Raw genomic sequence first — 24,432 nt, 5'->3', positions numbered from 1 at the left:
GCCGTTTAACGACACTTGGCTGATTCGTCGTCAGATCATCGCCGCGGCGATACCACCCCTTGAGTCCCTTGCCCGACTGCATAACGTCATGCAGAGTTCTTGGTGTCTGAATACTTTGTCCGTGCGAGGGGAGTGTGGGCCTGATGTCGTCTCGCACCATGGACGCGCCGGACTCCGTACGGTCCGCGGCGGTGCTCCTCGACGGGAGCGGACTCGGCGTCGAGGACGTCGTACGCCTCGCCGACGGGGCCGCGCGGCCGGCTCCCGGGGCCGACGCGATGCGGCGGGCGGAGGAGTCCTGGAACGCCGCCCGGCAGATCGCGGCCACCGGGCGCGTCTACGGCCGCTCCACCGGCGTGGGCGCCAACCGGAACGAGGACGTGCCCACCGAGGCCGCCGCCGGACACGGCCTGCGCCTGCTGCGCAGCCACGCCGGCGCCATAGGCGAGGAGCTCCCCGCCCGGCAGGTCCGCGCGATGCTCGCCGTCCGCGCCAACCAGCTGCTCGCCGGGGGTGCCGGGCTGCGGCCCAGCGTGGTCACCGCGCTGTGCGAGGCGCTGGAGGCGGGCGCCCACCCGGTCGTCAACGAGTTCGGCTCCGTCGGCACCGGTGACATCGCGGCGCTCGCCCAGACGGGTCTCGCGCTGGCCGGGGAGCACCCGTGGCGCGGCGCGGGCGCCCCCGAGCCGCAGCCCCTGGACAACAACGACGCCCTCGCCCTGATCAGCAGCAACGCGCTCACCCTCGGCCAGTCCGCGCTCGCCCTGCACGAACTGCGCGGGCTGATCGGCGCCACCCAGGTCGTCGCGGCGCTGTCCCTGCTCGCCGTCGACGGCTCCCACGAGGCGTACGCCGCCCCCGTGCACACCGCCCGGCCGCACCGCGGCAGTGCCGAGGTGGCCCGGCGGATGCGGGAGCTGATCGGCGCCGCCGACCGGCCGACCCCGCCGCTCGGCCGGATCCAGGACCCGTACGGCTTCCGCTGCCTGCCCCAGATACACGGGCCCGCGCACGACGCGGCGGACGCCCTGGACCAGGTCCTGACGGTGGAGATCAACGCGGCGGCGGAGAACCCGCTGATCGTCCCGGCGGACCTGGCCGCCTACCACCACGGCGGCTTCTACGCGGCCCAACTCGCCCTGGCCCTGGACCACTTCAGGCTCGCCGTGACACAGGTGGCCCGGCTGTCCACGTCCCGGCTGTCCACCCTCAACGAGCCCGCCTGCACCCGCCTGCGCCCCTTCCTCGCCGACCACGAGCCGGCCTCCTCGGGCGTGATGATCCTGGAGTACGCGGCCGGAGCGGCCCTCGGCGACCTGCGGGCCTTCTCGGCCCCCGCGTCGCTCGGCCACGCTGTACTCTCCCGGGGCGTCGAGGAACAGGCGAGTTTCGCCTCGCTCGCCGCACGCCAGACGCTGCGCGCCTGCGATGCGTACCGTCTGGTGGTCGGCTGCGAACTCGTCGCCGCCGTCCGGGCGCTGCGCCAGCGCGACCTGAGGCCCGACCCGGGGCTTCCGGCGGGCCGGGCGCTGGCGCTGGCCGAGTCGGTCCTCGACGACGACCCGGCCGACCGGCCGCTCACGCACGACGTGACGACGGCGGCCGCACTGCTCGACCGATTCACGGACATCTGGAGGGGGAGCACGGCATGAGCGTGGACAGGAGTACCGGGGTGACCTCCGGTGAGACGTCCGGCGGGACGTTCGGTGAGACACCGGGCGAGACGCACGGGGAGACGTTCGGCGTGGCGTCCGGTGTGGCGTCCGCTGTGGCGGACAGCCCGGCCACCCGGCTGCAGACGCTCTTCGAGGGGCACCGGCTCACGCCGACCCAGCGGCGCATCGCGCACAGCATGGTGCGGCGCGCCGCCGACGTGCCCTTCCTGTCCAGCGTGGAGCTGGCCGAGCTGGCCGGGGTCAGCCAGCCCTCGGTGACCCGGTTCGCGGTCGCCCTCGGCTTCGACGGCTACCCCGCCCTGCGCCGGCACCTGCGCGAGGTCGTACCCGCCGAACCCGCCGCGGAGGCGGGCTCGTACAACGAGTACCAGCAGGCCGTCGAGGCGGAGATCGAGAACCTGAAGCACCTCGCCGAGCTGCTCGCCGACCCGCGGCCGGTACAGAAGGCCGGCCGGATCCTGGCCGCCTCCCGCCCGCTGCCGGTGCTCGGCCTGCGCGCCGCCGCCTCGCAGGCCTACGGCTTCGCGTACTTCGCCGCCAAGGTCCACCCGGACGTCCGGCTGCTCAACGAGGGCGGCACGATGATCCACGACCGGATCGACGCCGCCGTCCGCGCGGGCGCCACGGCCCTGCTCTGCTTCGCGCTGCCCCGGCATCCGCGCGAGGTCGTCGACACCCTCGGCTACGCCAAGGAGGCGGGCCTGACCGTCGTCACGGTCGCCGACTCGGCCTTCGCCCCGGTCGCGCGGTACTCCGACCTGCTGCTGCCCGCCGCCGTGGGCACCGGGCTCGCCTTCGACACCGCGTGCGCGCCGATGCTGCTCGGGCGGGTGCTGCTGGAGGCGGTCTGCGACGACCTGCCCGACGCCCAGGCGAGGCTGGAGGAGTTCGACGCGAACGCGGCGGCCCGCGGGCTGTTCGTCGAGTGACCTGGCACGCTCTCAGACTCGTCTCACGTTCTGCCACTAGCGTCGTGCGGACGGACAGACGCTGGGTGGACACGTGACACGGGAGGCCGACGTGGCGCGCGCAGGACGCGGAGGACAGGGGCTGGCCCGGGTGGCCGTCGTCGTACGGGCCGGGGCCGCACCGCTGTGGTGGCTCGGGGTGTTCGCGGCGGGGACCGGTGTGCTCGTGCCCGGGGTGACCGGGCGCCGGATCGGGGTGCTCGCCGGGGCCGCCCTCTTCCTGGTCGCCGCGGCGTTCACGGCGCTGGTGCGGCGCGGGCGGTACGCCGCCCTCGCCCGCGGGGCCGCCCGCGCGGGCAGGTACGACGTCCTGCAGGACCGGGCGGTCACCGTGCGCACCTGGCGCCGGGGACACCGCTGGTGGCTGCTGCCGGCCTGCGCCGCCGCATTCGGCAGCTCCTTCGCGGTGCCCGCGGCCGGCGGCATGCTGCTCGCCGGGGCCGGCACCGGGCTCCGGCTGAAGGCCGCCTGGCTCGGGCGGCGCGAGCGGGCCGGGGACGAGCTGCTGTGGGTGCGGGTGGACTGGCTGGACCGGCGGGGCGGGAGGCCGGCGGGCAAGGCCGTGAAGGGTCTGCGCGGTACGGGCATCGCGGCCGGCGACGCGGCCCCGGGCGGGGCCCGCCGCCGCACCGCGGCACTCGTCTGACGCACCGGGCGCGCTCACCTGCGCCGATGGGGCACCGTTGCGCGGAGCCGGCCCGGTCCGCCGGGCAGGCCCTAGACCTCCAGGTCCTCCTCGATCCTCTTGAGCTGGTGCCGGGCCATCGCCAGGTTGGCCCGGCTCGCGTCCAGGACCAGGTAGAGGAAGAGGCCGTTGCCGCCGCGGCCCTTGAGCAGGCGGATCAGGTGGTACTGGTCCGACAGCGTGATCAGGATGTCCTCGATCTCGGCCTTGAGGCCCAGGTGTTCCATCGTGCGCATCTTGGCGCGGATGACGTCCGTGTTGCCTGCGGCGGCCACGTTCAGGTCGAAGCTCTTGCTGCCGCCCATCGTGCCCAGCGCCATTCCGCTGGTGTAGTCGACCAGTGCGACGCCGGTCGCGCCCTCGATCGAGGTGAGCGCGTCCTTGAGTGCGATCTCGGTGTTGGCCATGGTGGGTCCTCTCAACTGTCGGTTGCGGTGCGCGCCTCGGCGGCCGTGGTGCGTGGCGCGCGCGGGGTGCGGGTCCGTGCGGGTGTGGTTCTGGTGGCGGGGCGTGCGGCCTGCGCGGCGGCCTCGGCGGCGTCGAGCCGTTCCCCGATGCGGGCGCCGGCCCGGCGTCCCTCCAGGTGCAGCCGGCCGACGTTGACCCGGTCCTGGGCGAGCAGGGTCAGCACGGCGGTGCGGCCGGCCGCGTAGGTGGCGACGTAGCCGTTCTCGCCGCGCACCAGCAGCTCCCGGAAGCCGCCGTTGCCGGTGGCGTCGGCGACCCGTACGGCGACGCCGAGCGCCGCCGCGGTGAGTGCCGCGAGGCCTTCCGGGTCGACGCCCGGGGTGTCGTGGGCGACGACGAGTCCGTCGACGCCGGCCGCGAGCGCGCCGGTGAGCTGCGGGACCCGGGTCCGCAGCCGGCGCAGTTCGTCCAGGACGGTCTCCAGGTCCTGTTCGGGCACCATCAGCTCTCTCCTCTCGGCGGGGCGGTGCCGTTCAAAGCGCCTCCAGCGCATCTCTGAGCCTCTTCAGCAGCGCGATGTCGGGGTCGGTGACCGTGAGCGGGGGAGTGGGGGGCGGTGGGTCGGGCACCACGGACGGCGTGGACACCGGCCGGACGAGTCCGGCCGCGGCGAGCCGGCGCACGTCCACCAGCGTGTGGAACGCCTGCCTGCCCAGGTTGCGGGCGATGTCCGGGGCGGTACGGACGCCGTCCACCCGGTCCAGGACCGCCCGCCGGCGCGCGGTGACCGGCGCCGCGGCGACCGGGTCGGCGCGGATCAGCGGGGCGCTGTCGGCCGCCGGGTCGGGCCAGAGGCGGTGCAGCAGCAGGCGGCGCCGCAGCGTCTCGCGCTCCAGGGCGATGACCGGGACCGAGGGCAGCGGGCCGACGCGTGGCCCGCTGTCGTAGCGGAACCGGCCGGGGGTGCTGCTCGGTGCCAGCGCGAAGTACCCGGCGTCGTAGAGGGCGTCCAGGTGGCACAGTTCCAGGGCGCCCGCGGGCAGCAGCCCGGCCTCCAGCAGCAGACGGGTGGCGTCCGCGGTGCCGGAGGACCGCGCCGCCGCCCGCTGCCAGGCCGCCGCGGCGAGGGTGCCGTGGGCCGTGAGGAGCACGTCCAGGCCCGGGGAGAGCGGGCTCTCGGCGTGCACCACCCGGCCCTGGGCGAGGTGCAGGGTGCCGTGTTCGCGCACGAGCACCCCGGTGGCCTGCTCCTCGGCGAGCCGCCGCAGCATGGGCGACAGCGCGCCCGCCGTACCGTCCCCGTGGGCGGGTCTGTCCCGCACCGGCAGCGGGGGAGGTGTCCCGACCCTGGTCATCCCAGCACCAGCCGGGACGCCATCTCGCCGAGCCGGATCCGGGCGAGCGCGAGGTTGCCGTCCTCGCGGCCGAGCCACAGGTGGAGGAAGACGCTGCTGTCGAAGGACGTGTCCACGAACCGCAGCAGGTGGTAGCTGTCGCGGTTGCTGATGATCACGTCCTCCACGGGCGGGCGTCCGTCCGTGTCGTCGTCCCCGATCGTGAAGGCGCCGTGCTCGGCGGCCAGGCGGGCCAGTTCGGCGGCCTCGGCGGCGGTGGTCTCGTGGTCACCGCCGGGGGCGTCCCCGACCGTGCCCAGGGCCAGTCCGCTCGTCCAGTCCACCAGCGCGGCTCCCCGGGCACCGGGCAGCCGCATCGCCTCCAGTAGGCATTCGTCGATTCCGGGCACGCCGGTTCCCCTCCCCGCTGTACTCCGGTTGAGTGACAGGGACACTACGCAACGTGTGCGCGGGAGGTGAGGCCTTCGGCATTTTCCAGTGGAACATGCGTCCGGCGTACTAGTGTGGGTCAACTGACGCATGTTTCACGGCAGTTGAGTCATTTGTTCGAGAGGTGGCCGGGGTGTGTCAACGGCTCCCGGACGCGCGGAGCGTGGTGAGCGCGGACGCGTGCGCCCCGCCGGACTCGGCCACGACCTCCGCCACGGTCTGCGGCTCCCGCACGGTCGCGAAGGCGACCCCGCCGGCCCCGTCCGGCGCGAAGCCGTAGATCCCGGGCCGCGCCAGCGAGTTGTAGGCGTAGTGGTGGGCGAAGTAGTACGCGCCCGTGTCCAGCGCCGCCGCGTAGTCGCCCTGCTCCAGCCGGGGCAGCAGGCGCCCCTCGGCGAGCAGGTCGCCGGAGAAGCAGGCCGGGCCCGCGACGTCCTGCACCACCTCGGGGCCCTCCTTCGGCCGCCCCTTGGCGTCGTACGCGGCGATCCGCAGCGGCCATGCGCCCGGTGCGTACACGGTCCGCGTGGCCACCTGCACGCCCGCGTGCGTCACCGCGATCCGCCGCCCGCCGGAGCTCTTCGCGTACTCCACCCGCGCCACCACCGTGCCGCTCTTGGCCAGCAGCGACCGGCCGAACTCGGTCACCAGCCCGTACCGCCCCTCGAAAAGCCCCGGCGCCTGCTCGGCCAGCAGCCGCGCGTACTGCGCGTACGTCGGTGCCGTCGCCTCCGTGGTGAAGTCGACCGGCAGCCCGCCGCCGATGTCGAGCGTGTCGATCTGCGGCCGCCCGATCCGCGCGTTGATCTCCTCGGCGAGCGCGTACGCCTCCGCCGCGCCCCGCGCCAGCAGCGGCAGCGGAATGCCCTGCGAACCGGTGTGCGCGTGCAGCCGGGTCAGCCACGGCCGGTCCGCGTAGGCCTGTACGACCCACTCCCGGGCGCCCTCGTCGCGCAGCGCCACGCCGAACTTGGAGGTCTCCGTCGCCGTCGAGGTCGCCCCGATGCTGCCGCCGCCGATCTGCGGGTTGACCCGCAGGCCGAGCGGCGAACGGGTGGGTGCCGAGCGGACCAGGGCGTCGAGCCGGTCCAGCTCCTGCGGGTTGTCCGCGTTCACGGCGATGCCCAGCGCCAGCGCCTCGCGCAGCTCGGCCGGTGTCTTGGCGGGCGAGTCGAGCACCGTACGCTCCGGCGGCAGCCCCGCCGCCCGGGCCAGCGCCAGCTCGCCCGGGCTCGCCACCTCGGCGCCGATGCCCTCCTCGTGCAGCAGCCGCAGCACCGGCACCAGCGGGGCCGCCTTCACCGCGAAGGCGTGCAGCACCGGCGTCCCCGGCGCCACGACCGCGTCGAACGCCGTCCGCAGGGCCGCCGCCGTCTCCCGGATGCCGGTGACGTCCAGCAGTCCCACCAGGGCCGCGCCGGGCCCCAGCAGTCCCTGCTCCACCGCGCCGCGCACCGCCTCGTCCCGTCGGGCGGCGCGGCCGAGGGCCTCGCTGTCGATGTCGTGCTCCACGCCTTTCCCCCATTCTGTGGGCCTTCGCGGTCCTTCGTGTCCTTCCCTGTGTCTTCCAGCCAAACATCCCCGGCGCGCCGACGTGGGTCCGCCGATGTATTGACTAGTTCTATTCAGGAGGCCAGGATGTGAATAGAGGAAGCAACAGGAGGAGGCAGACGATGTCGGGACCCCGCCCCGTACGAGCACCGCGCGGCACGGAACTGAGCACCCTGGGATGGCAGCAGGAAGCCGCCCTGCGGATGCTGCAGAACAACCTCGACCCCGAGGTCGCCGAGCACCCCGACAAGCTCGTCGTCTACGGCGGCACCGGCAAGGCCGCCCGTGACTGGCGCTCCTTCGACGCGATGGTGCGCACGCTGAGGACCCTCAAGCAGGACGAGACCATGCTGGTCCAGTCCGGCCGTCCGGTCGGCGTGATGCAGACCCACGAGTGGGCCCCGCGCGTTCTCATCGCCAACTCCAACCTCGTCGGCGACTGGGCCAACTGGGAGGAGTTCCGCCGTCTGGAGGCCCTCGGCCTGACCATGTACGGCCAGATGACCGCCGGCTCCTGGATCTACATCGGCACCCAGGGCATCCTCCAGGGCACCTACGAGACCTTCGCCGCCGTCGCCGCGAAGAAGTTCAACGGCACCCTCGCCGGGACCATCACCCTGACCGCCGGCCTCGGCGGCATGGGCGGCGCCCAGCCCCTCGCCGTCACCATGAACGACGGTGTCGCCATCTGTATCGACTGCGACCCGCGCGCCATCGAGCGCCGCATCGAGCACCGGTACCTCGACGTCAAGGCCGACTCCCTCGACCACGCGCTCCAGCTGGCCACCGAGGCCCGCGACGCCCGCCGCCCGCTCTCCATCGGCGTCCTCGGCAACGCGGCCGAACTGGTCCCGCAGCTGCTCGCGATGGACGCGCCCATCGACATCGTCACCGACCAGACCTCCGCCCACGACCCGCTGGCGTACCTCCCGGTCGGCGTGGCCTTCGAGGACATGGCCGACGCCGCCGCCAAGGACCCGGCCGGCTTCACCACCCGCGCCCGGGAGTCCATGGCCAGGCACGTCGAGGCCATGGTCGGCTTCATGGACGCCGGCGCCGAGGTCTTCGACTACGGCAACTCCATCCGCGGCGAGGCCCAGCTGGCCGGATACGACCGGGCGTTCGCCTTCCCCGGCTTCGTCCCCGCCTACATCCGTCCGCTCTTCTGCGAGGGCAAGGGCCCCTTCCGCTGGGCCGCCCTGTCCGGCGACCCCGCCGACATCGCCAAGACCGACAAGGCGTTGCTCGACCTGTTCCCGGAGGACGAGTCGCTGGCCCGCTGGATCAAGATGGCCGGTGAGCGCGTCCACTTCCAGGGCCTGCCCGCCCGCATCTGCTGGCTCGGCTACGGCGAGCGCGACAAGGCCGGCGAGCGCTTCAACGACATGGTGGCCTCCGGTGAGCTGGCGGCCCCGCTCGCCATCGGCCGCGACCACCTCGACTGCGGCTCCGTCGCCTCCCCGTACCGCGAGACCGAGGCCATGCTCGACGGCTCCGACGCGATCGCCGACTGGCCGCTGCTGAACGCCATGGTCAACGTGGCCTCCGGCGCCTCCTGGGTCTCCATCCACCACGGCGGCGGTGTGGGCATGGGCCGCTCCATCCACGCGGGCCAGGTCACGGTGGCCGACGGCACGAAGCTCGGCGGCGAGAAGATCCGGCGCGTCCTCACGAACGACCCCGGCATGGGCGTCATCCGGCACGTGGACGCCGGGTACGACATCGCGGACTCCGTCGCGCAGGAGCGCGGGGTGCGGGTGCCGATGCGCGAGGGTGACCAGGCGTGACCTTCCACAGCATGTGGGCGGAGCTGCTGCCGATCGGCCGCAGCTCCGCCTCCGGCGGATACCGCCGCTACGCCTGGACCGGCGCCGACACCGACTGCCGGGCCTGGTTCCGGGAGCAGGCCGAGGCGCGCGGGCTCACCTACGAGGTCGACCGGAACGGGAACCAGTGGGCCTGGCTCGGGGACCCGGCCGCCGGGGACGCCGTCGTCACCGGGTCGCATCTGGACTCGGTGCCGGACGGCGGGGCCTTCGACGGGCCCCTCGGCGTCGTGTCCTCCTTCGCCGCGCTCGACGAACTGCGCGGGAGGGGGGCACGGTTCGGCAAGCCGCTGGCCATCGTCAACTTCGGTGACGAGGAGGGCGCCCGGTTCGGGCTGGCCTGTGTCGGCTCCCGGCTCACCGCCGGAGAGCTGACCGTCGAGCAGGCCCACCGGCTCACCGACGGGGAGGGGATCAGCCTCCCGCGGGCCATGGAGGCCGCCGGGTACGACCCCGACGCCATCGGAGCCGACCCGGAGCGGCTCGCCCGCATCGGCGCCTTCGTCGAGCTGCACGTCGAGCAGGGCCGTGCGCTGGACCTGTCCGGCGACCGGGTGGGCATCGCCAGTGCCATCTGGCCGCACGGCCGCTGGCGCTTCGACTTCCGCGGCGAGGCCAACCACGCGGGCACCACCCGCCTGGCCGACCGGCGCGACCCGATGCTGTCGTACGCGGAGACCGTGCTCGCCGCCCGCCGCGAGGCCGAACTCGCCGGTGCCGTCGCCACCTTCGGCAAGATCTCCGTCGAGCCGAACGGCGTCAACGCCATCCCCTCCCTGGTGCGCGGCTGGCTCGACTCCCGCGCCGCCGACCAGGAGACCCTGGACACGGTCGTCGGCGGCATCGAGAAGGCCGCCCGGGCGTACGCGGACGCCCACGGCATCGACCTCGACGTCGTCCGGGAGTCCTTCACCCCGGTGGTCGAGTTCGACCATGCGCTCCGTGACGAGCTGGGCCGCATCCTGGGCAAGGACACCGGCCTGAAGGTGCCCGTCCTCGGGACCGGCGCCGGACACGACGCCGGAATCCTCTCCGGCCGCATTCCGACCGCCATGCTGTTCGTGCGCAACCCCACCGGTGTCTCGCACTCCCCGGCCGAGTCCGCGGCCGAGGACGACTGCCTGGCCGGGGTGCACGCACTCGCCGACGTACTGGAAGGGCTGGCCTGCACGTGACGACGCAGACGACGCGGACGTACTGGCTGGAGCACGCCTGGCTCGGCACGAACGTCGAGCCGGGGGTGGCGGTGGAGGTGTCGGCCGGCGGCTCCGCCGCGGCCGCGGACGGCCGTATCACCGCCGTCCGCACCGGCGTGCCCACCCCGCCGCCCGGCGCCGAGATCTTGCGCGGCCTGACCCTGCCCGGTCTGGCCAACGCCCACTCCCACGCCTTCCACCGGGCGCTGCGCGGCACGGTCCAGGTCGGCTCCGGCACCTTCTGGACCTGGCGCGAGGTGATGTACTCCGTCGCCGACCGGCTGACCCCGCAGACGTACCACGCCCTCGCCCGCGCGGTGTACGCGGAGATGGCCCTGGCCGGCATCACCTGCGTCGGTGAGTTCCACTACGTGCACCACGCCCCCGGCGGCACCCCCTACGCCGACCCCAACGCGATGGGCGAGGCGCTGATCGCGGCCGCCGCCGAGGCCGGTGTCCGCATCACCCTGCTGGACACCGCCTACCTGTCGGCCGGCTTCGGTGCGGAACCCAACACCCACCAGCTGCGCTTCTCCGACGGCAGTGCGGAGGCCTGGGCCGAACGCTGTGCAGTTCTCAAGGACCGGGATCACGCACGGATCGGGGCGGCGATCCACTCCGTACGGGCCGTGCCCGCGGGCCAGTTGGCGACCGTGGCGCGCTGGGCCGAGGAGCGGCGGGCCCCGCTGCACGTCCACCTGTCCGAGCAGACGGCGGAGAACGACGCCTGCCGGGAGGCCCACGGCTGCACCCCCACGCGGCTGCTCGCCGACCACGGCGTCCTCGGACCGCGCACCACCGGTGTGCACAACACGCACCTCACCGACGAGGACATCGCGCTGCTCGGCGGCTCGGGCACCGGCACCTGCATGTGCCCGACGACCGAGCGCGATCTGGCGGACGGCATCGGCCCGGCCGTCGCCCTCCGGCGGGCGGGCTCCCCGCTCTCCCTCGGCTCCGACAGCCACGCCGTCATCGACCTGCTCGAAGAGGCGCGCGCGATGGAGCTGGACGAGCGGCTGCGCACCCGCACCCGGGGCCACTGGACCGCCGCGGCGCTGCTGCGGGCCGCCACCGCAGACGGCCATGCCGCCCTCGGCTGGGAGGACGCCGGCGCCATCGAGGCCGGCGCGCTCGCCGACCTGACGACGATCGCGCTGGACTCGGTCAGGACGGCCGGGACGCTGCCCAGGCTGGGCGCCGAGACGGCCGTATTCGCGGCGGGTGCGGCGGACGTACGGCACACGGTCGTGGGCGGTCGTCACGTCGTCCGGGACGGCGTGCATGCGCTCGTGCCCGACGTGCCGTCGGCACTCGCGGAAGCGATCGACGCCCTGCGCGGCTGACCGCCGCCGACCCCGCCGAACCCCACCCGGCCACCCGTGAGGACACCATGAGCAGCAGCACCGTCATCACCAACATCGCCACGCTGGTCACCAACGACCCCTCCCTCGGATCCGGGTCCCCCCTGGGCCTGATCCAGGACGCGGCCGTCGTCATCGACGGCGACCGCATCGCGTGGACCGGTGAATCCAGCAAAGCACCCGCCACTGACAACCGGGTCGACGCGGGCGGCCGGGCGGTGCTGCCGGGCTTCGTCGACTCCCACTCCCATCTGGTCTTCGCGGGCGACCGCACCCAGGAGTTCAACGCCCGGATGTCCGGCCGCTCCTACACCGCGGGCGGCATCCGCACCACGGTCGCGGCCACCCGTGCCGCGAGCGACGCGGACCTGGAGGCGAACCTCACCCGCTACCTGTCCGAGGCCCTCCGCCAGGGCACCACGACCTTCGAGACGAAGTCGGGCTACGGCCTGACGGTCGAGGACGAGGCCCGCGCCCTGCGCATCGCGGCCCGGCACACCGACGAGGTGACGTACCTCGGCGCCCACATCGTCTCCCCCGACTACGCCGACGACCCGGCGGCCTATGTCGCCCTGGTCACCGGCGAGATGCTGGACGCCTGCGCGCCGCACGCCCGCTGGATCGACGTCTTCTGCGAGAAGGGCGCCTTCGACGGCGACCAGGCCCGGGCGATCCTCACCGCGGGCCGGGCCAGGGGCCTGCACCCGCGCGTCCACGCCAACCAGCTCTCCTACGGCCCCGGCGTCCAGCTGGCCGTGGAGCTGGACGCGGCCAGCGCCGACCACTGCACCCACCTCACGGACGCGGACGTCGACGCGCTCGCGAGCGGTGACACGGTCGCCACCCTCCTGCCCGGTGCCGAGTTCTCCACCCGGGCCGAGTGGCCGGACGCCCGCCGTCTGCTGGACGCGGGCGCGACGGTCGCCCTCTCCACGGACTGCAACCCCGGCTCGTCCTTCACCTCCTCCGTCCCCTTCTGCATCGCCCTGGCCGTCCGCGACATGCGCATGACCCCCGACGAGGCGGTCTGGTCGGCCACGGCAGGCGGTGCGGCGGCCCTCCGCCGCACCGACATCGGCCGCCTCACCCCCGGCGCCTACGCCGACCTGACCCTCCTGGACGCTCCGAGCCATGTACATCTGGCATACCGGCCGGGCGTACCGCTGGTGAGCGGGGTGTGGCGCAGGGGCGAGCGGGTGGTGTGACCCGGCTCGCGGGCCGGTCCCGGCCCGCGAGCCACGGCGGTCCGGCGGGCGCTCACCCGCTCACTCCGCTCACCCGCTCACCCGCTCACCCCGTTCCGGCCCGCCACCGCTGGCCCGGCCCCCCGTTCAGCGGCTCCAGGACCACCCCGTCCCCGTCCCCGTCGTCCGGTGTCACCGCCGTCTCGATGGCGATGGCCGGGCGGATCGTGCCGTCGGGGTCGACGGTGAAGCGGAGGTTCTGGCCGTTGTGGCCGTAGACCGAGTCGCAGTCCCAGATGCCCACGCCCCGGTCGGTCGCACCGCGGCTGTCCAGGCAGAAGTCGGCGTCGGCGGCCGAGCGCAGGACCCCCTGGCCGGTGTCGACACGCCAGCGCTGGGTGGGGGAGGAGCCGCAGGGGGCCGTGACGACGTCGTTGCCCTGCGAGAGGTCGCCGTCGCGGATGTCGAGGCAGCGGCCCGAGGCGAGGTTCACCACCTGGGCGTAGGCGGCGCCCGGGGGCGAAGGGGCGGGGGACGGGCTCGGTGTGCGCCGGGGGGACGGTGACCTGGCCGGGGGATGCGAAGTCACCGTCGGGGACGGGGACTTGGTGGCGGGGGGAGGAACCGGGGCGGGTGCGGCGGACGCGGAGACCGTCGCCGTCACCGTCACCGGCGGGGGTGCCGGGGTCGCCGCCACGGGGTGCCGGCCGGCTCCGTCCTTCGAGGTCAGGAGGAACACCAGCAGCGGGCACAGGGCCACCCCCAGGGCCGCCGAGGCCAGCAGGTAGGGGCGCCGGGCCGGCCGGCTCCCGTGCGAAGCGGGGGGTTCGCGGCCCGGCAGCGGCGCCGCGGGGCGTATGTACGACGTCCCGCTCCAGGGCAGCAACCCCTCCGCGAGTGCCTGCCTCGGGGTGTCCCGCAGCGCGGTCAGGTCCTCGAAGGCGGCCGTGCAGTGCGGGCAGCGCGCCTTGTGGGCGTCCAGGTCGGCGCTGTGGCGTGGGCTGTCCGGCCGTACCGCCTCCTCGATCAGGCGGCGGAAGTCGGGGCAGCGCGGATCGTCCGAGGCGGCGAGGCGGTGTCTCAGGCAGGCCTGGGCCAGGGCTCTGAGGGCCTGCGGGGTGCCGTGGACCACGTCCGCACGGCTCAGGCCCAGGAAGGCGGCGGTGCGCTCCGGGGGCTCCTCTTCGAGTGCGCCGTACCAGATCAGACCCTGGGTGCGGGAGGGCAGCGTGCGGAACGCCGGGAGGAGGGGCGGCGTCGGGCCGCCGGGCAGGCCGCTGGAGTTCAGTACCAGGAGCAGGGCGGGGTCCACGCCCGCGGACCGGTCGTCGGTGGCCCAGGAGGCCGCCAGGCGCACGGTCAGGAGCAGCAGGTGGTGGCGGAGGGGGAGGTTCGGATCGATGCCGCGTGCCGTCTCCCGGGCCGCCGTGGTGAAGGTCTCCGCGGCCAGCCGGCGGGCGGCGGACTCGCTCGCGGCGCACCGGCGGGCGTGGGGGAGGGCGCAGGGATGGTGCCGGCGGCGCAGTTCCTGCAGCGCCGGATAGGCCGTCGGGGTCGGGGCGCGCAGCAGCTCGGTCAGCCGTGCGTCCGGTGCGTCAGCGAGGCCCGCGTGGCCCGTGTCCGGTGCGCTCGCATGGCCCGTGTCCCATGCGCCCGTGTCGCCTGCGTGACCCGTGTCCCATGCGCCCGCGTGGCCTGCGTGACCCGTGTCCCGTGCGCTCGTGCGTCCCGCGTCCGGTGCGCCCGCGCCCGCGTCCGCCTCGGTCGGGTCGCCGCCCTGAGCCATCCCGCACCCTCCGTCCCCGAGGTACCTGACGTACCAGCCGGTTTGGGGGCTCATAGTGGTGGAGGGACCCGGTTCGGGAAAGAGGTTTCCCCGGGTAACAGTGGCACGGGTTCGCGCGGCCGGGCGCGGGCCGGGCGCGGGTAGCGCGGTGCCCGGACACGGCGGAGCGGCCCGGCGTTGTCGGCCGGACCGCTCCATGCGGGTGACGGAGGGTCACTCCTCCGTGGTCAGCCCCTTGCGCAGCCGCACCAGCGTCCGCGACAGCAGCCGGGAGACGTGCATCTGGGAGATGCCGAGTTCCTCGCCGATCTCCGACTGGGTCATGCCCGCGACGAAGCGCAGGGACAGGATCTTCCGGTCCCGGGACGGCAGTTCGGCGATCAGCGGCTTCAGTGACTCGACGTACTCGATGCCTTCGAGCCCGTGGTCCTCGTACCCGATCCGGTCCGCGAGCGCGCCCTCGGTGTCGTCCTCCTCGGGCTGGGCGTCCAGGGAGGAGGCGGTGTAGGCGTTGGAGGCGGCCATGCCCTCGACGACCTCGTCGTTGGAGATGCCGAGGCGCTCGGCCAGCTCCGCGACGGTGGGCGCGCGGTCCAGCTGCTGGGCCAGCTCGTCCCCGGCCTTGGCCAGGTCGAGCCGCAGTTCCTGCAGTCGGCGCGGTACGCGCACGGACCACGAGGTGTCGCGGAAGAAGCGCTTGATCTCGCCGATGATGGTCGGCATCGCGAAAGTGGGGAATTCCACGCCGCGCGAGAGCTCGAAGCGGTCGATCGCCTTGATCAGGCCGATCGTGCCGACCTGGATGATGTCCTCCATCGGCTCGCTGCGCGAGCGGAAGCGCGAGGCGGCGAACTTGACGAGCGCGAGGTTCAGTTCGACGAGCGTGTTACGGACGTACGCGTAGTCGTGCGTCCCTTCCTCCAGCGACTCCAGCCGCCCGAAGAGCGTCTTGGACAGGGCCCGCGCGTCGACCGCGTCGACCTCGTCGAAGGGGGGGATCTCCGGGAGTCCCTCAAGGGGGTCGAGGGCATCCAGGGGATCGATGGGATGATCCAGCTGTTCCGGTGGGGGTGTCGACGTCGCCGTCCGGGTATGCGATTCGTCGAGCCGGGGTGACATGGGTGTCCTCCATCGTTCTCGGCATATGGCTGCCGAAGCCAGTACGTGCACTGCGGTGTGCGGCGCCTCCGAAGCCGGCGTGTAGGGATGTGTGTCCTACTAGCCCTACCCGCTCCACCGAGCCGGTCGCAAGTGCGTTCTGTAGTGATATGTCTGATAATGCGAGCTTGTTCGGGTGTCGGAGTGCGCATGGAAGGCGTAATGTTCGAGGGCATCAGCAGCCACGACCTCGGGAGAGAGACGGCATGGACCACGGGACAGTCGGCAGCGCACGGTCGGGCCGGCTTCTGGTGGAGGTGCGGGAAGAGGGCTCCAGCGCCGTAGTGGCACCGGCGGGTGAGCTCGATCACCACACCGCCGATCTTCTGCGCGAGCCGCTCGACGACCTCCTGGCAAAGGGGTTCTCACGGCTCGTGGTGGACTGTTCACGCCTGGAGTTCTGCGACTCCACGGGGTTGAACGTGCTGCTCGGCGCCCGGCTGAAGGCGGAGGCCGCCGGCGGCGGGGTGCACCTGGCGGGAATGCTGCCGGTAGTCGCTCGCGTGTTCGAGATCACCGGGGCGGAGGCGGTCTTCACCGTCCATGACTCCGTGGCGGCGGCACTGGCCGGAGAGGCCGACTGACCCCTCTCCCGGCCGTCCCCCGGGGGGGCTGGTGGCGTACGTCGCACCAGTCGTGCCCGATGCGGGGGTGTTCCGTCGGATCGGCCGGGCAGGAGAGATCCTGAACCCGTCGGCCGTCCGGCCGCCGGACCGCCCGGGAACCGGCGGACGGCTCGGGTGCGACGTACGTACGAAGGGCGTACGGCGTACGGACCGGCCGGCACCGACCGGTGCCGGACTTTTGAATCGTGAACTGGTGAATCGGTGAGGTGAAGCGCTGATGAGCACCACCCGGCCTTGCTCGCCGGGCGACCGCGGCCCGGAGCCCTGCGGCGCTTCGGGGGTGTCCGAGGGGGGTGTGCCGGAGACCGGTGCGTCCACGGGGGCCGCCGCGCCGTCCGTGCCGACCGAGGGGGTACAGGAGACCCCGGGACGGCAGGTCCGCAGGCTGCGCCTGGAAGGCGAGAGCGGGGTCGTCCCGCTCGCCCGTGACTACACCCGTCAGGCGCTGTACGCGTGGGGCTGGCTGCCCGCCGCCAACGCAGACCGGCGGGCCGCCGCCGAGGACGTGCTGCTCGTCGTGTCCGAGCTGGTCACCAACGCCTGTCTGCATGCCGACGGTCCCGAGGAGCTGTTCCTCACCTGCGACGGCAAGGTGATCCGGCTGGAGGTCTCCGACCTCGGCACCGGCCAGCCGGCCCCGCGCACCCCGCACCGCGCCGGCCGCCCCGGCGGTCACGGCATGTTTATCGTGCAACGGCTGTGCCTGGACTGGGGCGTCGTCCGGACCCCCGGCCGCTCGGGCAAGACGGTGTGGGCGGAACTGGGCGCACCTGCCTGACCGTTCCGGCGGCCACTCGCGCCACCGTCTCCACGGGAATCCCTCTTCCCGCACGCCGGATCGACACAACTCCGGCGTGTGCCGCGTCTTCCCTCCTCACGGCCCCCGGCGTACCTTGACGGCCAAATCTGATATGCCGTCAGGAATGAATGGGGTGGACCGAACGTGTCGTACCCGAAACGAACCGCCGCGCTCGCGTCCGCCGCCGCCCTGGCCGGCTCGGTGGTACTGCTGACCGCACCGGTGGCCCATGCCGACGTCGTCGACGTCAACTACCACTGCAAGACGCCGATCGGCGACAAGAGCGCCGTCTCGCCCATCGACATCAAGGGCGTCAGGAGCGGCAGCGGCTACCGGATCACCATGTCCTGGCAGAAGGGCGTCTCCTCCAGCCCGGTCGAGCTGGGCAAGGGCGCGATGAGCCCGAGCGCCACGATCAGGCTCGGCGGCGCCGACAGCGGCACCCTCGCCGTGACCGGCCCGGCCAACGCGGCCGCGATCCCGGCCAACACGCCCATCAAGATCAGCGACCTGAGCGGTACCTACACGCCCGGGAAGACCGGCAAGGTCACCTTCACGGCGGCCACGCTCACCATCAAGGCCCTCGGTACGACGACGAACTGTGCGCCGACCAACAACCCCGAGCCGTCCCTGACGCTGGACGTGACCGCGGCGGGCGGCGGCTCCTCGGGCACCTCCTCCGGCGGCTCCGCTTCGAGCGGTACCGGCTCCGCGGGCCAACAGCTCCCGCAGACCGGCCCCGAGGACTCCGCCGTCGCCCTCGGCACGCTCGGCGGCACGGTGCTCCTCGCGGGCACGGCGGGCGCCCTGTGGCTGACCCGACGGAACCAGGCGGTACGCCGCTGAGCCGCGGGCGCACCGCCGAACCGGCCGTACGCCGCTGAGCCGCGGGCGTACCGCCGAACCGGCCGTACTCCGCTGAGCCGCGGGTGCGCCGCCGAGCCGGCCGTACGCCGCCGACCCGGACGGGGTGCCGCCGCGCCGGCCGCACCCCGCCGAACCACAGGTCAAGACCGCTGGAGCCGCCCATGCCGTCCGCCGCCCGTGTCCTGTCCCGCACCCGCCGCCTGCCCCCGGCCCTCGCCCGGCCCGCGTTCCTGGGCGTGGTCGCGCCCCTGTGCCTGCTCGTCCTGCTGGGCGCCGCGCCCGCGGCCTCCGCCGCCCCGGGCTGGTCCGTCGCGCCCTCGGGAGGCGAGCGCCCGTCGTTCTACGCCGAGGGCCCGCCCGGAACGGTCCTGCGGGACACGGTGTCCGTCACCAACCCCGGGCGCGCACCCGTCGTCGTACGTCTGACCGGCACCGGCACCGGCACCGGCACCCGCACCGGCAGTGGCACCGGCACCGGCAGCGACGTCCGGATCGCCTTCGCCGAGCAGGGGGTACGCGTCCCCGCCCGCACCCGGGCCGACGTGCCCTTCACGGTGAGCGTCCCCGCGGGGGCCGAGCCCGGCGACCGCACCGGCTCGATCGTCGCGCGCGATGCCGACGGCTGGACGAAGACCGTACGCCTGCGCCTGCGGGTGGGCGGCCCGGCGCTCGCCGCGCTGACCGTCGAGCATGTCGCGGTGCACGGCGACCGCATCACCTACGAGCTGGTCAACCGCGGTACGACCGTCCTCGTGCCGAGGCTCGCGGTACGTGCGGACGGCGTCTTCGGCCGGGTCCTCGACCGCGCGCCGCGCACCCTCCCCGTCCGCCTGCCGCCGAGCACGCGCCTGAGACTGACCGAGCCCTGGCCGGACCGGCCGGCGCTGGACGCGGTCGACGTACGGCTGACGGTCACGGCGCCGGGCGCGGCGCGGGACTCGGCGCGTGCACAGGTGCGGTTCGTGCCCTGGGGCGCGCCGGCGGGCGGCGCCTGCGCGGTGGCCGCGGCGGCGGGCGCGGTGTGTGTCGTACGACGGCGGGGGAGCCGTACGGCGGACACCGGCCGGGCGGACGGCGGCCGGGCGGACGCGGGCCGGACGGGCAACGGTCGGGCGGACACCGGCCCGGGCGGCGCAGGCGCGGACGCGGACGCCCGTGCCGGCGCCGGTGCGGACGAGGCTGCCCGTGCCGGGGCCGGTGCGGAGGAAGCCGCCCGGGCCGGTGTCGGGCCGACGGCAGGAGTGGTGAAGTGAACGGCGGAGCAAGGATCCTGCGGCTGCCCGCGCTGGCGGCGGTGCTCGCACTGCTCCTGCTGCCGCTCGCCGCCCCCGCGGCCGCGGCGGGCGGACCCGCGGTGAAGCTGTCCGAGTCCCAGGCGGGCACGGGCGGTTCGATCACCGTCAGCGGCAGCGGCTGGCGGCCGCACACCCTGCTGATGATGCTGATCTGCGGGCGGTCCAGCCCCTCCCGGGGCGTGATCGGCGGCACCAACTCCTGTGCCAACGCCGACGGACGGGCCGTGACCACCGCTGCCGACGGCTCCTTCGCCAGGAAGCTCCCGATCGCCGAACCGCCCGTGCCGTGTCCCTGCGTGGTGCACGTGGCCACGGTGACCGGCGCGCAGGCCGAGGCGGACGCCGTCCTCCAGGTGGCCGGGCACCCCGTCGCCCCGCTGCCCGCCGAGACCTCGGGCGGCCGTCTGTCGATCCTCTCCGACACCCGGCTGACCGGATCAGGTTCCCTGCTGACCTGGTTCGGCGCGCCGCCGGGCCGCACCCTGGTCTTCACCGTCGGCAACAGCGGCTCGGCCGCCGTCAAGGACCCGGTCTTCCGGGTCGGCACCGCGCACGGCGTCTTCGCCCCCGAGTGGGACGAGCAGCAGTGGCGCGGCACCCTCGCGCCCGGCAAGAGGGCACAGATCAAGCTGCCCGTCGAGCTGTCGGCCGGGGCGCACGGCGACTACACCGTGTCCTTGCGGTACGACGGCAAGGTCCTCGCCGAGCAGCCGTGGGGCGTGGGCCGCCCCTGGGGCGTGACGCTGTTCTGGCTCCTGCTCTGCCTGGTCGTGCCGGCCGCGGTCTTCCGCGCCGGGATGGCCGTGGTGGACCGGGTGCGGCCCCGCCGGCCGGGCGGCGTCCGCCACCGGCGGCTCGCCCGGCCGGCGTTGCGCCTGCCCCGCTCCCGTACCTCCGGGCACCTGCCCGAACCGACTCCGACCCTGCCGTGGTTCGCCCCGGACTCCGTTCCGGGCGGCCCGGCCGGCCGGCTCTCCGCACCGCACGACGACAGCCCGACGAGTCCTACGACTCCCACCAGGAAGGGACCCACGTGAGCATGCGAAGGAGAGGCACACCGGCCCGAAGGACGGGTGCCGCGGGCGCCGCACTGGCGCTCTGCTCGGCCGGCGTGCTGCTGGGCGTGGCCGCCACGCCCGCGCAGGCGGCCGAGGTGTCGTTCGCGACCCACTGCGTGCCGCCCGCGGGCATCGACCCGGTCGACGGCACCACGAAGGTCGAGATCACCGCGCCGGCCACGGCCAAGGTGGGCGACACGGTGGACATCGTGTGGAAGTTCGTGCAGGCCGCCTCCAAGAACCCGAACATCATCGACCTGCCCGCCAATTCGGTGCAGCCGTCCGGCGTGCTCAAGGCGGCCGGCGCACAGACCGCCGACATCGCCCTGCAGGGACCGCGCCAGAACCCGGCGATCCCCAAGGGCGGCGACATGGTGCTGTCGGACATGAAGGGCAGCCTGAAGCTGACGGCGGCCGGCGAGGTGACGCTGACGCCGGACGCGTACACGGTCAACGCGATGTCGACGGACACCAAGTGCACGCCGAAGGAGACCGTGCAGAAGGCGGCGACGATCCAGGTGGCACCGGGGGACGGGGGCGGCTCCAGCACGACTCCGACCCAGTCGACGACCCCGACCGGGTCGACCACGCCGACGAGCAGTCCCACCGCCACGGCCACCGCCACCTCGACGGCGACCGGCGGCAGTGGCCAGACCGACTTCCCCGGCAAGGAGGTCCAGGTGCCCTACGCCTGCAAGACGCCGATCGGCGACAAGAACGCCACCTCGCCGGTGCAGATCAACGCCAGGAAGAACGGCGGCAGTTACGACCTCACCGTGCAGTTCAAGAAGTCGGTGATGGACAGCCCCGCCGACATCCCCAAGGACTCCGTGAAGCCGTCGATGGAGGTGGCGCTGGGCGGCGCGGACAAGGGCACCGTGCATGTGGAGGGCCCGACGAACGCCAACCCCATCAAGTCCGGCGAACCGATCGAGATCCCGGACCTCACCGGCAGCTACAAGCCGGGCGCGAACGGCACCTCGACCCTGTCCCCGGGGGTGCTGACCATCAAGGCCCTGGGCACGACGACGACCTGCACGCCGGCCAAGTCGGAGGTCTCGCTCACCCTGGACACCACCCAGCAGCCGGGCGGCGCCTCGGGCGGCACCTCGACCTCCGGGGGTTCGTCGTCCTCGGGCGGCAGCAGCGGCAGCAGCAGTAGCGGCGCGGGCGGCCTCGCCGAGACCGGGGCGAGCGACCACGGCGGGCTCAAGGCCCTGGGCCTGGTCGCGGGCACGGCGATCCTGCTGGGCGCCGCGGTGTTCACGTTCATGCCGAAGCGCCGGACGCGGTAGTCCCGGGACAACGCAAGAGGGCCACCGCATCGTCAGGGATGCGGTGGCCCTCTCGCGTCGGCCGGGCTACGTCAGCGGACGTCGCCCATCAGCTTGTTGACCTTGCTGCGGTACATCCACACCGCGACACCGGCGATCACGGCGAGCACGGCCTCCAGGACGACGAAGCCCATCTTGTCGAGGTTCACACCGCCGACGGCCGGGTTGGACAGCAGCGCGGTGATCGAGTCGCCCGCGGTGACCGCGAGGAACCAGACGCCCATCATCTGCGAGGCGTACTTCTTCGGCGCCATCTTCGTGGTCACGGACAGACCCACCGGCGACAGCGTCAGCTCACCGACCGTCTGGACGAAGTAGATCGCGACCAGCCACATCGCCGCGGCCTTGTGACCGCCCTCGGCGATCGACAGCGGGGCGAGGAAGAGGAAGAAGGACGCGCCGACCAGGACCAGACCGGAGGCGAACTTCACGATCGTGCTCGGCTCCTTGCCGCGCCGGTTCAGCCACAGCCACAGCCAGGCGAAGACGGGCGCCAGGGCCATGATCATGACCGGGTTCACCGACTGGTACCAGGAGACCGGGAACTGCCAGCCGAAGACCGTGTTCTTGGCCGACTCGCTGGCGAAGATCGACAGGGTCGAACCGCCCTGGTCGTAGATCATCCAGAAGACGGCGGCGGCGACGAAGAACCAGATGTACGCCGACACCTTCGAACGCTCGGCCGCGTCCAGGTCCTTGTCCCGCCGGATGCGGGCGATGACCACGATCGGCACGATCAGACCGATGATGGTCAGCGGGATCAGCGCCCAGTTCAGGGTGAAGTGGCCGGAGAAGCCGACGGCGGCGTAGAAGACCGCGGCGATCGCCAGCCAGGTCAGGCCCTTGCGCAGCGTGGCGGACTTCTCGTCGGCCGACAGCGGCGTGGGAACGACACTGCTCTTCTCGCTCAGGTGGCGGCTGCCGAGCAGGTACTGGGCAAGACCCAGCGCCATGCCGAGCGCGGCCATCGCGAAGCCGAGGTGCCAGTTGACGTTCTCGCCGACGGTGCCGATGGCCAGCGGAGCGGCGAAGGCGCCCACGTTGATGCCGATGTAGAAGAGGGTGAAGCCACCGTCACGGCGCGGGTCGTCCGGGCCGCTGTAGAGGTGGCCGACCATCGTGGAGATGTTGGCCTTCAGCAGACCCGAACCGATGGCGACGAGGCCGAGACCGGCGAAGAAGCTCGCGGACGCCGGCAGCGCCAGGCACAGGTGGCCGAGCATGATGATCAGGCCCGCGACCGCCACCGTCTTGCGGGGACCGAGGAAGCGGTCCGCGACCCAGCCGCCGGGCAGGGCGAGCAGGTACACGAGCGACACGTACACCGAGTAGATCGCGGTCGCCGTGCCCGCGTTCATGTGCAGGCCACCCGGGGCCACCAGGTACAGCGGGAGCAGGGCCCTCATGCCGTAGTAGGAGAAACGCTCCCACATCTCGGTCATGAAGAGAGTGGCCAGTCCGCGGGGGTGGCCGAAGAAGGTCTTCTCGGACCCGGGGGTGCCCGGGCGGACCGAGTCCTTCGTCAGGCTGGACGCCATGGTCGTTCCTTGCTGGTCGGGACGCGCGTTTGGAGCGTCGCGCGCCCGGTGGGGGTGCGGCCGGCACCGGCAGATCGGTCGTCCACCCCCACGCCCGGGGGGAGTCCGCTCCGGATCACGGTGCGGCGGACGGCGACCACCGGGATCCACGCCCCGGCGACGCGTCGGTGCGTCCGGAGCCCGGCCAGAGGTCATTCCTTTCAAGGCTGGTCTGGACCAGCCCGTACACAAAAGAGACCTTCAGCGTCAGGTGCCCGCCGAAGGTCCCGGGTGTACTACAGGCGTTCAGGTCACCATACGGCAGGACACTGCCGGATATGGAAGGACTTGAGACGCGGATCACAGGTGTCGGCGGAACCGCACGACCGCTTTCGAAGGTCCCTCTACCATCGCACCTCGGGGGCGATGGTTCGTACCACCGGGGCGGCAAGGTAAGAAGCCCTGGTGGCGATCACACCCCAGCACTGTGTGCGGGCGGTCTACCATCACTGCATGACCCGTGTACTGCTCGCCGAGGACGACGCGTCCATCTCGGAGCCGCTGGCCCGCGCCCTGCGCCGGGAAGGTTACGAGGTCGAGGTGCGCGAGGACGGACCCACCGCGCTCGACGCCGGAATGCAGGGCGGCGTCGATCTGGTCGTACTGGACCTGGGTCTGCCCGGCATGGACGGCCTGGAGGTCGCCCGCCGGCTGCGTGCCGACGGCCACACCGTGCCGATCCTCATTCTGACCGCGCGGGCCGACGAGGTGGACACCGTCGTCGGTCTGGACGCGGGCGCCGACGACTACGTCACCAAGCCCTTCCGGCTCGCCGAACTGCTCGCCCGGGTGCGGGCGCTGCTGCGGCGCGGTGCGGCCGAGCCGCAGCAGCCGCCGGCCACGCACGGCGTGCGGATCGACGTCGAGTCGCACCGGGCGTGGATGGGCGACGAGGAACTCCAGCTGACCGCCAAGGAGTTCGACCTGCTGCGGGTGCTCGTGCGGGACGCCGGCCGTGTCGTCACCCGGGATCAGCTGATGCGCGAGGTCTGGGACACGACGTGGTGGTCGTCGACCAAGACGCTGGACATGCACATCTCGTGGCTGCGCAAGAAGCTGGGCGACGACGCGGCGAACCCCCGGTACATCGCGACGGTGCGCGGCGTGGGCTTCCGGTTCGAGAAGAGCTAGCCGCCGGCGGGGCCGGACGAGGGACCGGGGGCGGGCCGGTCGTGCCCGTTCACGCGCACGCCGGCGGGGCCGGACGAGGGACCGGGGGCGGGCCGGTCGTGCCCGTTCACGCGCACGCCGGCGGGGCCGGACGAGGGACCGGGGGCGGGCCGGTCGTGC

General features: G+C 73.4%; 22 protein-coding genes. 14 read left to right on the top strand and 8 right to left on the bottom strand.

Annotated features, from left to right (window positions below; all coding sequences use genetic code 11):
* The first annotated feature begins 143 nt into the window (after positions 1 to 143).
* The 3 genes from ACZ7P3_RS26915 to ACZ7P3_RS26905 all read left to right on the top strand — a co-directional run bounded on the left by ACZ7P3_RS26915 (position 144) and on the right by ACZ7P3_RS26905 (position 3,290).
* Complete coding sequence (locus ACZ7P3_RS26915; protein WP_472085619.1) at positions 144 to 1,652, top strand: aromatic amino acid ammonia-lyase; 1,509 nt, start codon at positions 144 to 146, stop codon at positions 1,650 to 1,652.
* Positions 1,649 to 2,605 (top strand): MurR/RpiR family transcriptional regulator, encoded by a 957-nt coding sequence (locus ACZ7P3_RS26910; protein ID WP_472085618.1) that lies wholly within the window; start codon positions 1,649 to 1,651, stop codon positions 2,603 to 2,605. Before ACZ7P3_RS26915 ends, ACZ7P3_RS26910 begins: the two co-directional genes overlap by 4 nt.
* Before the next feature lie 91 nt (positions 2,606 to 2,696).
* Positions 2,697 to 3,290, top strand: a complete 594-nt coding sequence (locus ACZ7P3_RS26905) for a hypothetical protein (RefSeq protein WP_472085617.1) — start codon at positions 2,697 to 2,699, stop codon at positions 3,288 to 3,290.
* A gap of 71 nt (positions 3,291 to 3,361) precedes the next feature.
* Here ACZ7P3_RS26905 and ACZ7P3_RS26900 read toward each other — a convergent pair whose 3' ends face one another.
* The 5 genes from ACZ7P3_RS26900 to ACZ7P3_RS26880 form a co-directional block, all read right to left on the bottom strand.
* Positions 3,362 to 3,736 carry a roadblock/LC7 domain-containing protein gene (locus ACZ7P3_RS26900; RefSeq protein WP_472085616.1) on the bottom strand — a complete coding sequence of 125 codons (375 nt, stop codon included), beginning with the start codon at positions 3,734 to 3,736 and terminating at the stop codon, positions 3,362 to 3,364.
* A gap of 11 nt (positions 3,737 to 3,747) precedes the next feature.
* The gene (locus ACZ7P3_RS26895) at positions 3,748 to 4,239 is read right to left on the bottom strand and encodes a roadblock/LC7 domain-containing protein (RefSeq protein ID WP_472085615.1); all 492 of its coding nucleotides are present in this window, start codon (positions 4,237 to 4,239) and stop codon (positions 3,748 to 3,750) included.
* A gap of 31 nt (positions 4,240 to 4,270) precedes the next feature.
* The gene (locus ACZ7P3_RS26890) at positions 4,271 to 5,092 is read right to left on the bottom strand and encodes a transcriptional regulator (protein WP_472085614.1); all 822 of its coding nucleotides are present in this window, start codon (positions 5,090 to 5,092) and stop codon (positions 4,271 to 4,273) included.
* The gene (locus ACZ7P3_RS26885) at positions 5,089 to 5,481 is read right to left on the bottom strand and encodes a hypothetical protein (RefSeq protein ID WP_472085613.1); all 393 of its coding nucleotides are present in this window, start codon (positions 5,479 to 5,481) and stop codon (positions 5,089 to 5,091) included. The genes ACZ7P3_RS26890 and ACZ7P3_RS26885 overlap by 4 nt, the downstream gene beginning before the upstream one ends.
* Positions 5,482 to 5,659: 178 nt before the next feature.
* Complete coding sequence (locus ACZ7P3_RS26880; protein WP_472085612.1) at positions 5,660 to 7,033, bottom strand: type III PLP-dependent enzyme domain-containing protein; 1,374 nt, start codon at positions 7,031 to 7,033, stop codon at positions 5,660 to 5,662.
* Between the two features lie 161 nt (positions 7,034 to 7,194).
* Here ACZ7P3_RS26880 and hutU point away from each other — a divergent pair, with 161 nt between their 5' ends.
* The 4 genes from hutU to hutI are packed head-to-tail and all read left to right on the top strand — an operon-like array spanning position 7,195 to position 12,663.
* On the top strand, positions 7,195 to 8,859 hold the full coding sequence (hutU, locus tag ACZ7P3_RS26875; RefSeq protein ID WP_472085611.1) for a urocanate hydratase: 1,665 nt from the start codon (positions 7,195 to 7,197) through the stop codon (positions 8,857 to 8,859).
* Positions 8,856 to 10,073: an allantoate amidohydrolase gene (locus ACZ7P3_RS26870; protein ID WP_472085610.1), complete on the top strand. Its 1,218-nt coding sequence runs from the start codon at positions 8,856 to 8,858 to the stop codon at positions 10,071 to 10,073. Before hutU ends, ACZ7P3_RS26870 begins: the two co-directional genes overlap by 4 nt.
* Positions 10,064 to 11,440 carry a formimidoylglutamate deiminase gene (locus ACZ7P3_RS26865; RefSeq protein ID WP_472085794.1) on the top strand — a complete coding sequence of 459 codons (1,377 nt, stop codon included), beginning with the start codon at positions 10,064 to 10,066 and terminating at the stop codon, positions 11,438 to 11,440. The genes ACZ7P3_RS26870 and ACZ7P3_RS26865 overlap by 10 nt, the downstream gene beginning before the upstream one ends.
* Positions 11,441 to 11,487: 47 nt before the next feature.
* Positions 11,488 to 12,663: an imidazolonepropionase gene (gene hutI / locus ACZ7P3_RS26860; RefSeq protein ID WP_472085609.1), complete on the top strand. Its 1,176-nt coding sequence runs from the start codon at positions 11,488 to 11,490 to the stop codon at positions 12,661 to 12,663.
* A gap of 85 nt (positions 12,664 to 12,748) precedes the next feature.
* Here the strand turns inward: hutI and ACZ7P3_RS26855 are convergent, their stop codons facing one another.
* Both ACZ7P3_RS26855 and ACZ7P3_RS26850 read right to left on the bottom strand, forming a co-directional pair.
* Entirely contained in the window at positions 12,749 to 14,428 is a 1,680-nt protein-coding gene (locus ACZ7P3_RS26855; RefSeq protein WP_472085608.1) for an RICIN domain-containing protein, read from the bottom strand.
* A gap of 213 nt (positions 14,429 to 14,641) precedes the next feature.
* Positions 14,642 to 15,547: an RNA polymerase sigma factor SigF gene (locus ACZ7P3_RS26850; RefSeq protein ID WP_472085607.1), complete on the bottom strand. Its 906-nt coding sequence runs from the start codon at positions 15,545 to 15,547 to the stop codon at positions 14,642 to 14,644.
* Between the two features lie 245 nt (positions 15,548 to 15,792).
* Between ACZ7P3_RS26850 and ACZ7P3_RS26845 the strand changes: the two genes are divergently transcribed.
* The 6 genes from ACZ7P3_RS26845 (at position 15,793) to ACZ7P3_RS26820 (ending at position 21,526) form a co-directional block, all read left to right on the top strand.
* Positions 15,793 to 16,170, top strand: a complete 378-nt coding sequence (locus ACZ7P3_RS26845) for an STAS domain-containing protein (protein WP_472085606.1) — start codon at positions 15,793 to 15,795, stop codon at positions 16,168 to 16,170.
* Positions 16,171 to 16,429: 259 nt separating this feature from the next.
* A complete protein-coding gene (locus tag ACZ7P3_RS26840; RefSeq protein WP_472085605.1) occupies positions 16,430 to 16,990 on the top strand; it encodes an ATP-binding protein in 561 nt (186 codons plus the stop codon).
* A 165-nt stretch (positions 16,991 to 17,155) separates the two neighbouring features.
* Positions 17,156 to 17,857, top strand: coding sequence for an LPXTG cell wall anchor domain-containing protein (locus ACZ7P3_RS26835; RefSeq protein WP_472085604.1), 702 nt, complete (start codon positions 17,156 to 17,158; stop codon positions 17,855 to 17,857).
* Between the two features lie 182 nt (positions 17,858 to 18,039).
* Positions 18,040 to 19,131, top strand: coding sequence for a COG1470 family protein (locus tag ACZ7P3_RS26830; RefSeq protein ID WP_472085603.1), 1,092 nt, complete (start codon positions 18,040 to 18,042; stop codon positions 19,129 to 19,131).
* Complete coding sequence (locus ACZ7P3_RS26825; protein WP_472085602.1) at positions 19,128 to 20,210, top strand: hypothetical protein; 1,083 nt, start codon at positions 19,128 to 19,130, stop codon at positions 20,208 to 20,210. The genes ACZ7P3_RS26830 and ACZ7P3_RS26825 overlap by 4 nt, the downstream gene beginning before the upstream one ends.
* 2 nt (positions 20,211 to 20,212) lie before the next feature.
* Entirely contained in the window at positions 20,213 to 21,526 is a 1,314-nt protein-coding gene (locus tag ACZ7P3_RS26820; protein ID WP_472085601.1) for a hypothetical protein, read from the top strand.
* A gap of 71 nt (positions 21,527 to 21,597) precedes the next feature.
* Here the strand turns inward: ACZ7P3_RS26820 and ACZ7P3_RS26815 are convergent, their stop codons facing one another.
* Positions 21,598 to 23,103 (bottom strand): oligopeptide:H+ symporter, encoded by a 1,506-nt coding sequence (locus tag ACZ7P3_RS26815; RefSeq protein ID WP_472085600.1) that lies wholly within the window; start codon positions 23,101 to 23,103, stop codon positions 21,598 to 21,600.
* A gap of 492 nt (positions 23,104 to 23,595) precedes the next feature.
* On the opposite strand from ACZ7P3_RS26815, the gene ACZ7P3_RS26810 reads away from it, so the two are divergent.
* A complete protein-coding gene (locus tag ACZ7P3_RS26810; protein ID WP_020940464.1) occupies positions 23,596 to 24,273 on the top strand; it encodes a response regulator transcription factor in 678 nt (225 codons plus the stop codon).
* Positions 24,274 to 24,432 lie beyond the last annotated feature (159 nt).

The sequence above is a fragment of the Streptomyces sp. NPDC107581 genome (assembly GCF_055657175.1).
Note: the sequence above shows the minus strand (reverse complement) of the source record. Positions and strands in the feature narration are given on the sequence as shown.

Bases quoted from the DNA above. Each gene is read 5' to 3' on its own strand.
- ACZ7P3_RS26855 (WP_472085608.1), bottom strand. From the start codon at position 14,428: ATGGCTCAGGGCGGCGACCCGACCGAGGCGGACGCGGGCGCGGGCGCA.
- ACZ7P3_RS26895 (WP_472085615.1), bottom strand. From the start codon at position 4,239: ATGGTGCCCGAACAGGACCTGGAGACCGTCCTGGACGAACTGCGCCGG.
- ACZ7P3_RS26890 (WP_472085614.1), bottom strand. From the start codon at position 5,092: ATGACCAGGGTCGGGACACCTCCCCCGCTGCCGGTGCGGGACAGACCC.
- ACZ7P3_RS26915 (WP_472085619.1), top strand. From the start codon at position 144: ATGTCGTCTCGCACCATGGACGCGCCGGACTCCGTACGGTCCGCGGCG.
- hutI (WP_472085609.1), top strand. From the start codon at position 11,488: ATGAGCAGCAGCACCGTCATCACCAACATCGCCACGCTGGTCACCAAC.
- ACZ7P3_RS26810 (WP_020940464.1), top strand. From the start codon at position 23,596: ATGACCCGTGTACTGCTCGCCGAGGACGACGCGTCCATCTCGGAGCCG.
- ACZ7P3_RS26840 (WP_472085605.1), top strand. From the start codon at position 16,430: ATGAGCACCACCCGGCCTTGCTCGCCGGGCGACCGCGGCCCGGAGCCC.
- ACZ7P3_RS26820 (WP_472085601.1), top strand. From the start codon at position 20,213: ATGCGAAGGAGAGGCACACCGGCCCGAAGGACGGGTGCCGCGGGCGCC.
- ACZ7P3_RS26900 (WP_472085616.1), bottom strand. From the start codon at position 3,736: ATGGCCAACACCGAGATCGCACTCAAGGACGCGCTCACCTCGATCGAG.
- ACZ7P3_RS26845 (WP_472085606.1), top strand. From the start codon at position 15,793: ATGGACCACGGGACAGTCGGCAGCGCACGGTCGGGCCGGCTTCTGGTG.
- ACZ7P3_RS26850 (WP_472085607.1), bottom strand. From the start codon at position 15,547: ATGTCACCCCGGCTCGACGAATCGCATACCCGGACGGCGACGTCGACA.
- ACZ7P3_RS26815 (WP_472085600.1), bottom strand. From the start codon at position 23,103: ATGGCGTCCAGCCTGACGAAGGACTCGGTCCGCCCGGGCACCCCCGGG.
- ACZ7P3_RS26910 (WP_472085618.1), top strand. From the start codon at position 1,649: ATGAGCGTGGACAGGAGTACCGGGGTGACCTCCGGTGAGACGTCCGGC.
- hutU (WP_472085611.1), top strand. From the start codon at position 7,195: ATGTCGGGACCCCGCCCCGTACGAGCACCGCGCGGCACGGAACTGAGC.
- ACZ7P3_RS26830 (WP_472085603.1), top strand. From the start codon at position 18,040: ATGCCGTCCGCCGCCCGTGTCCTGTCCCGCACCCGCCGCCTGCCCCCG.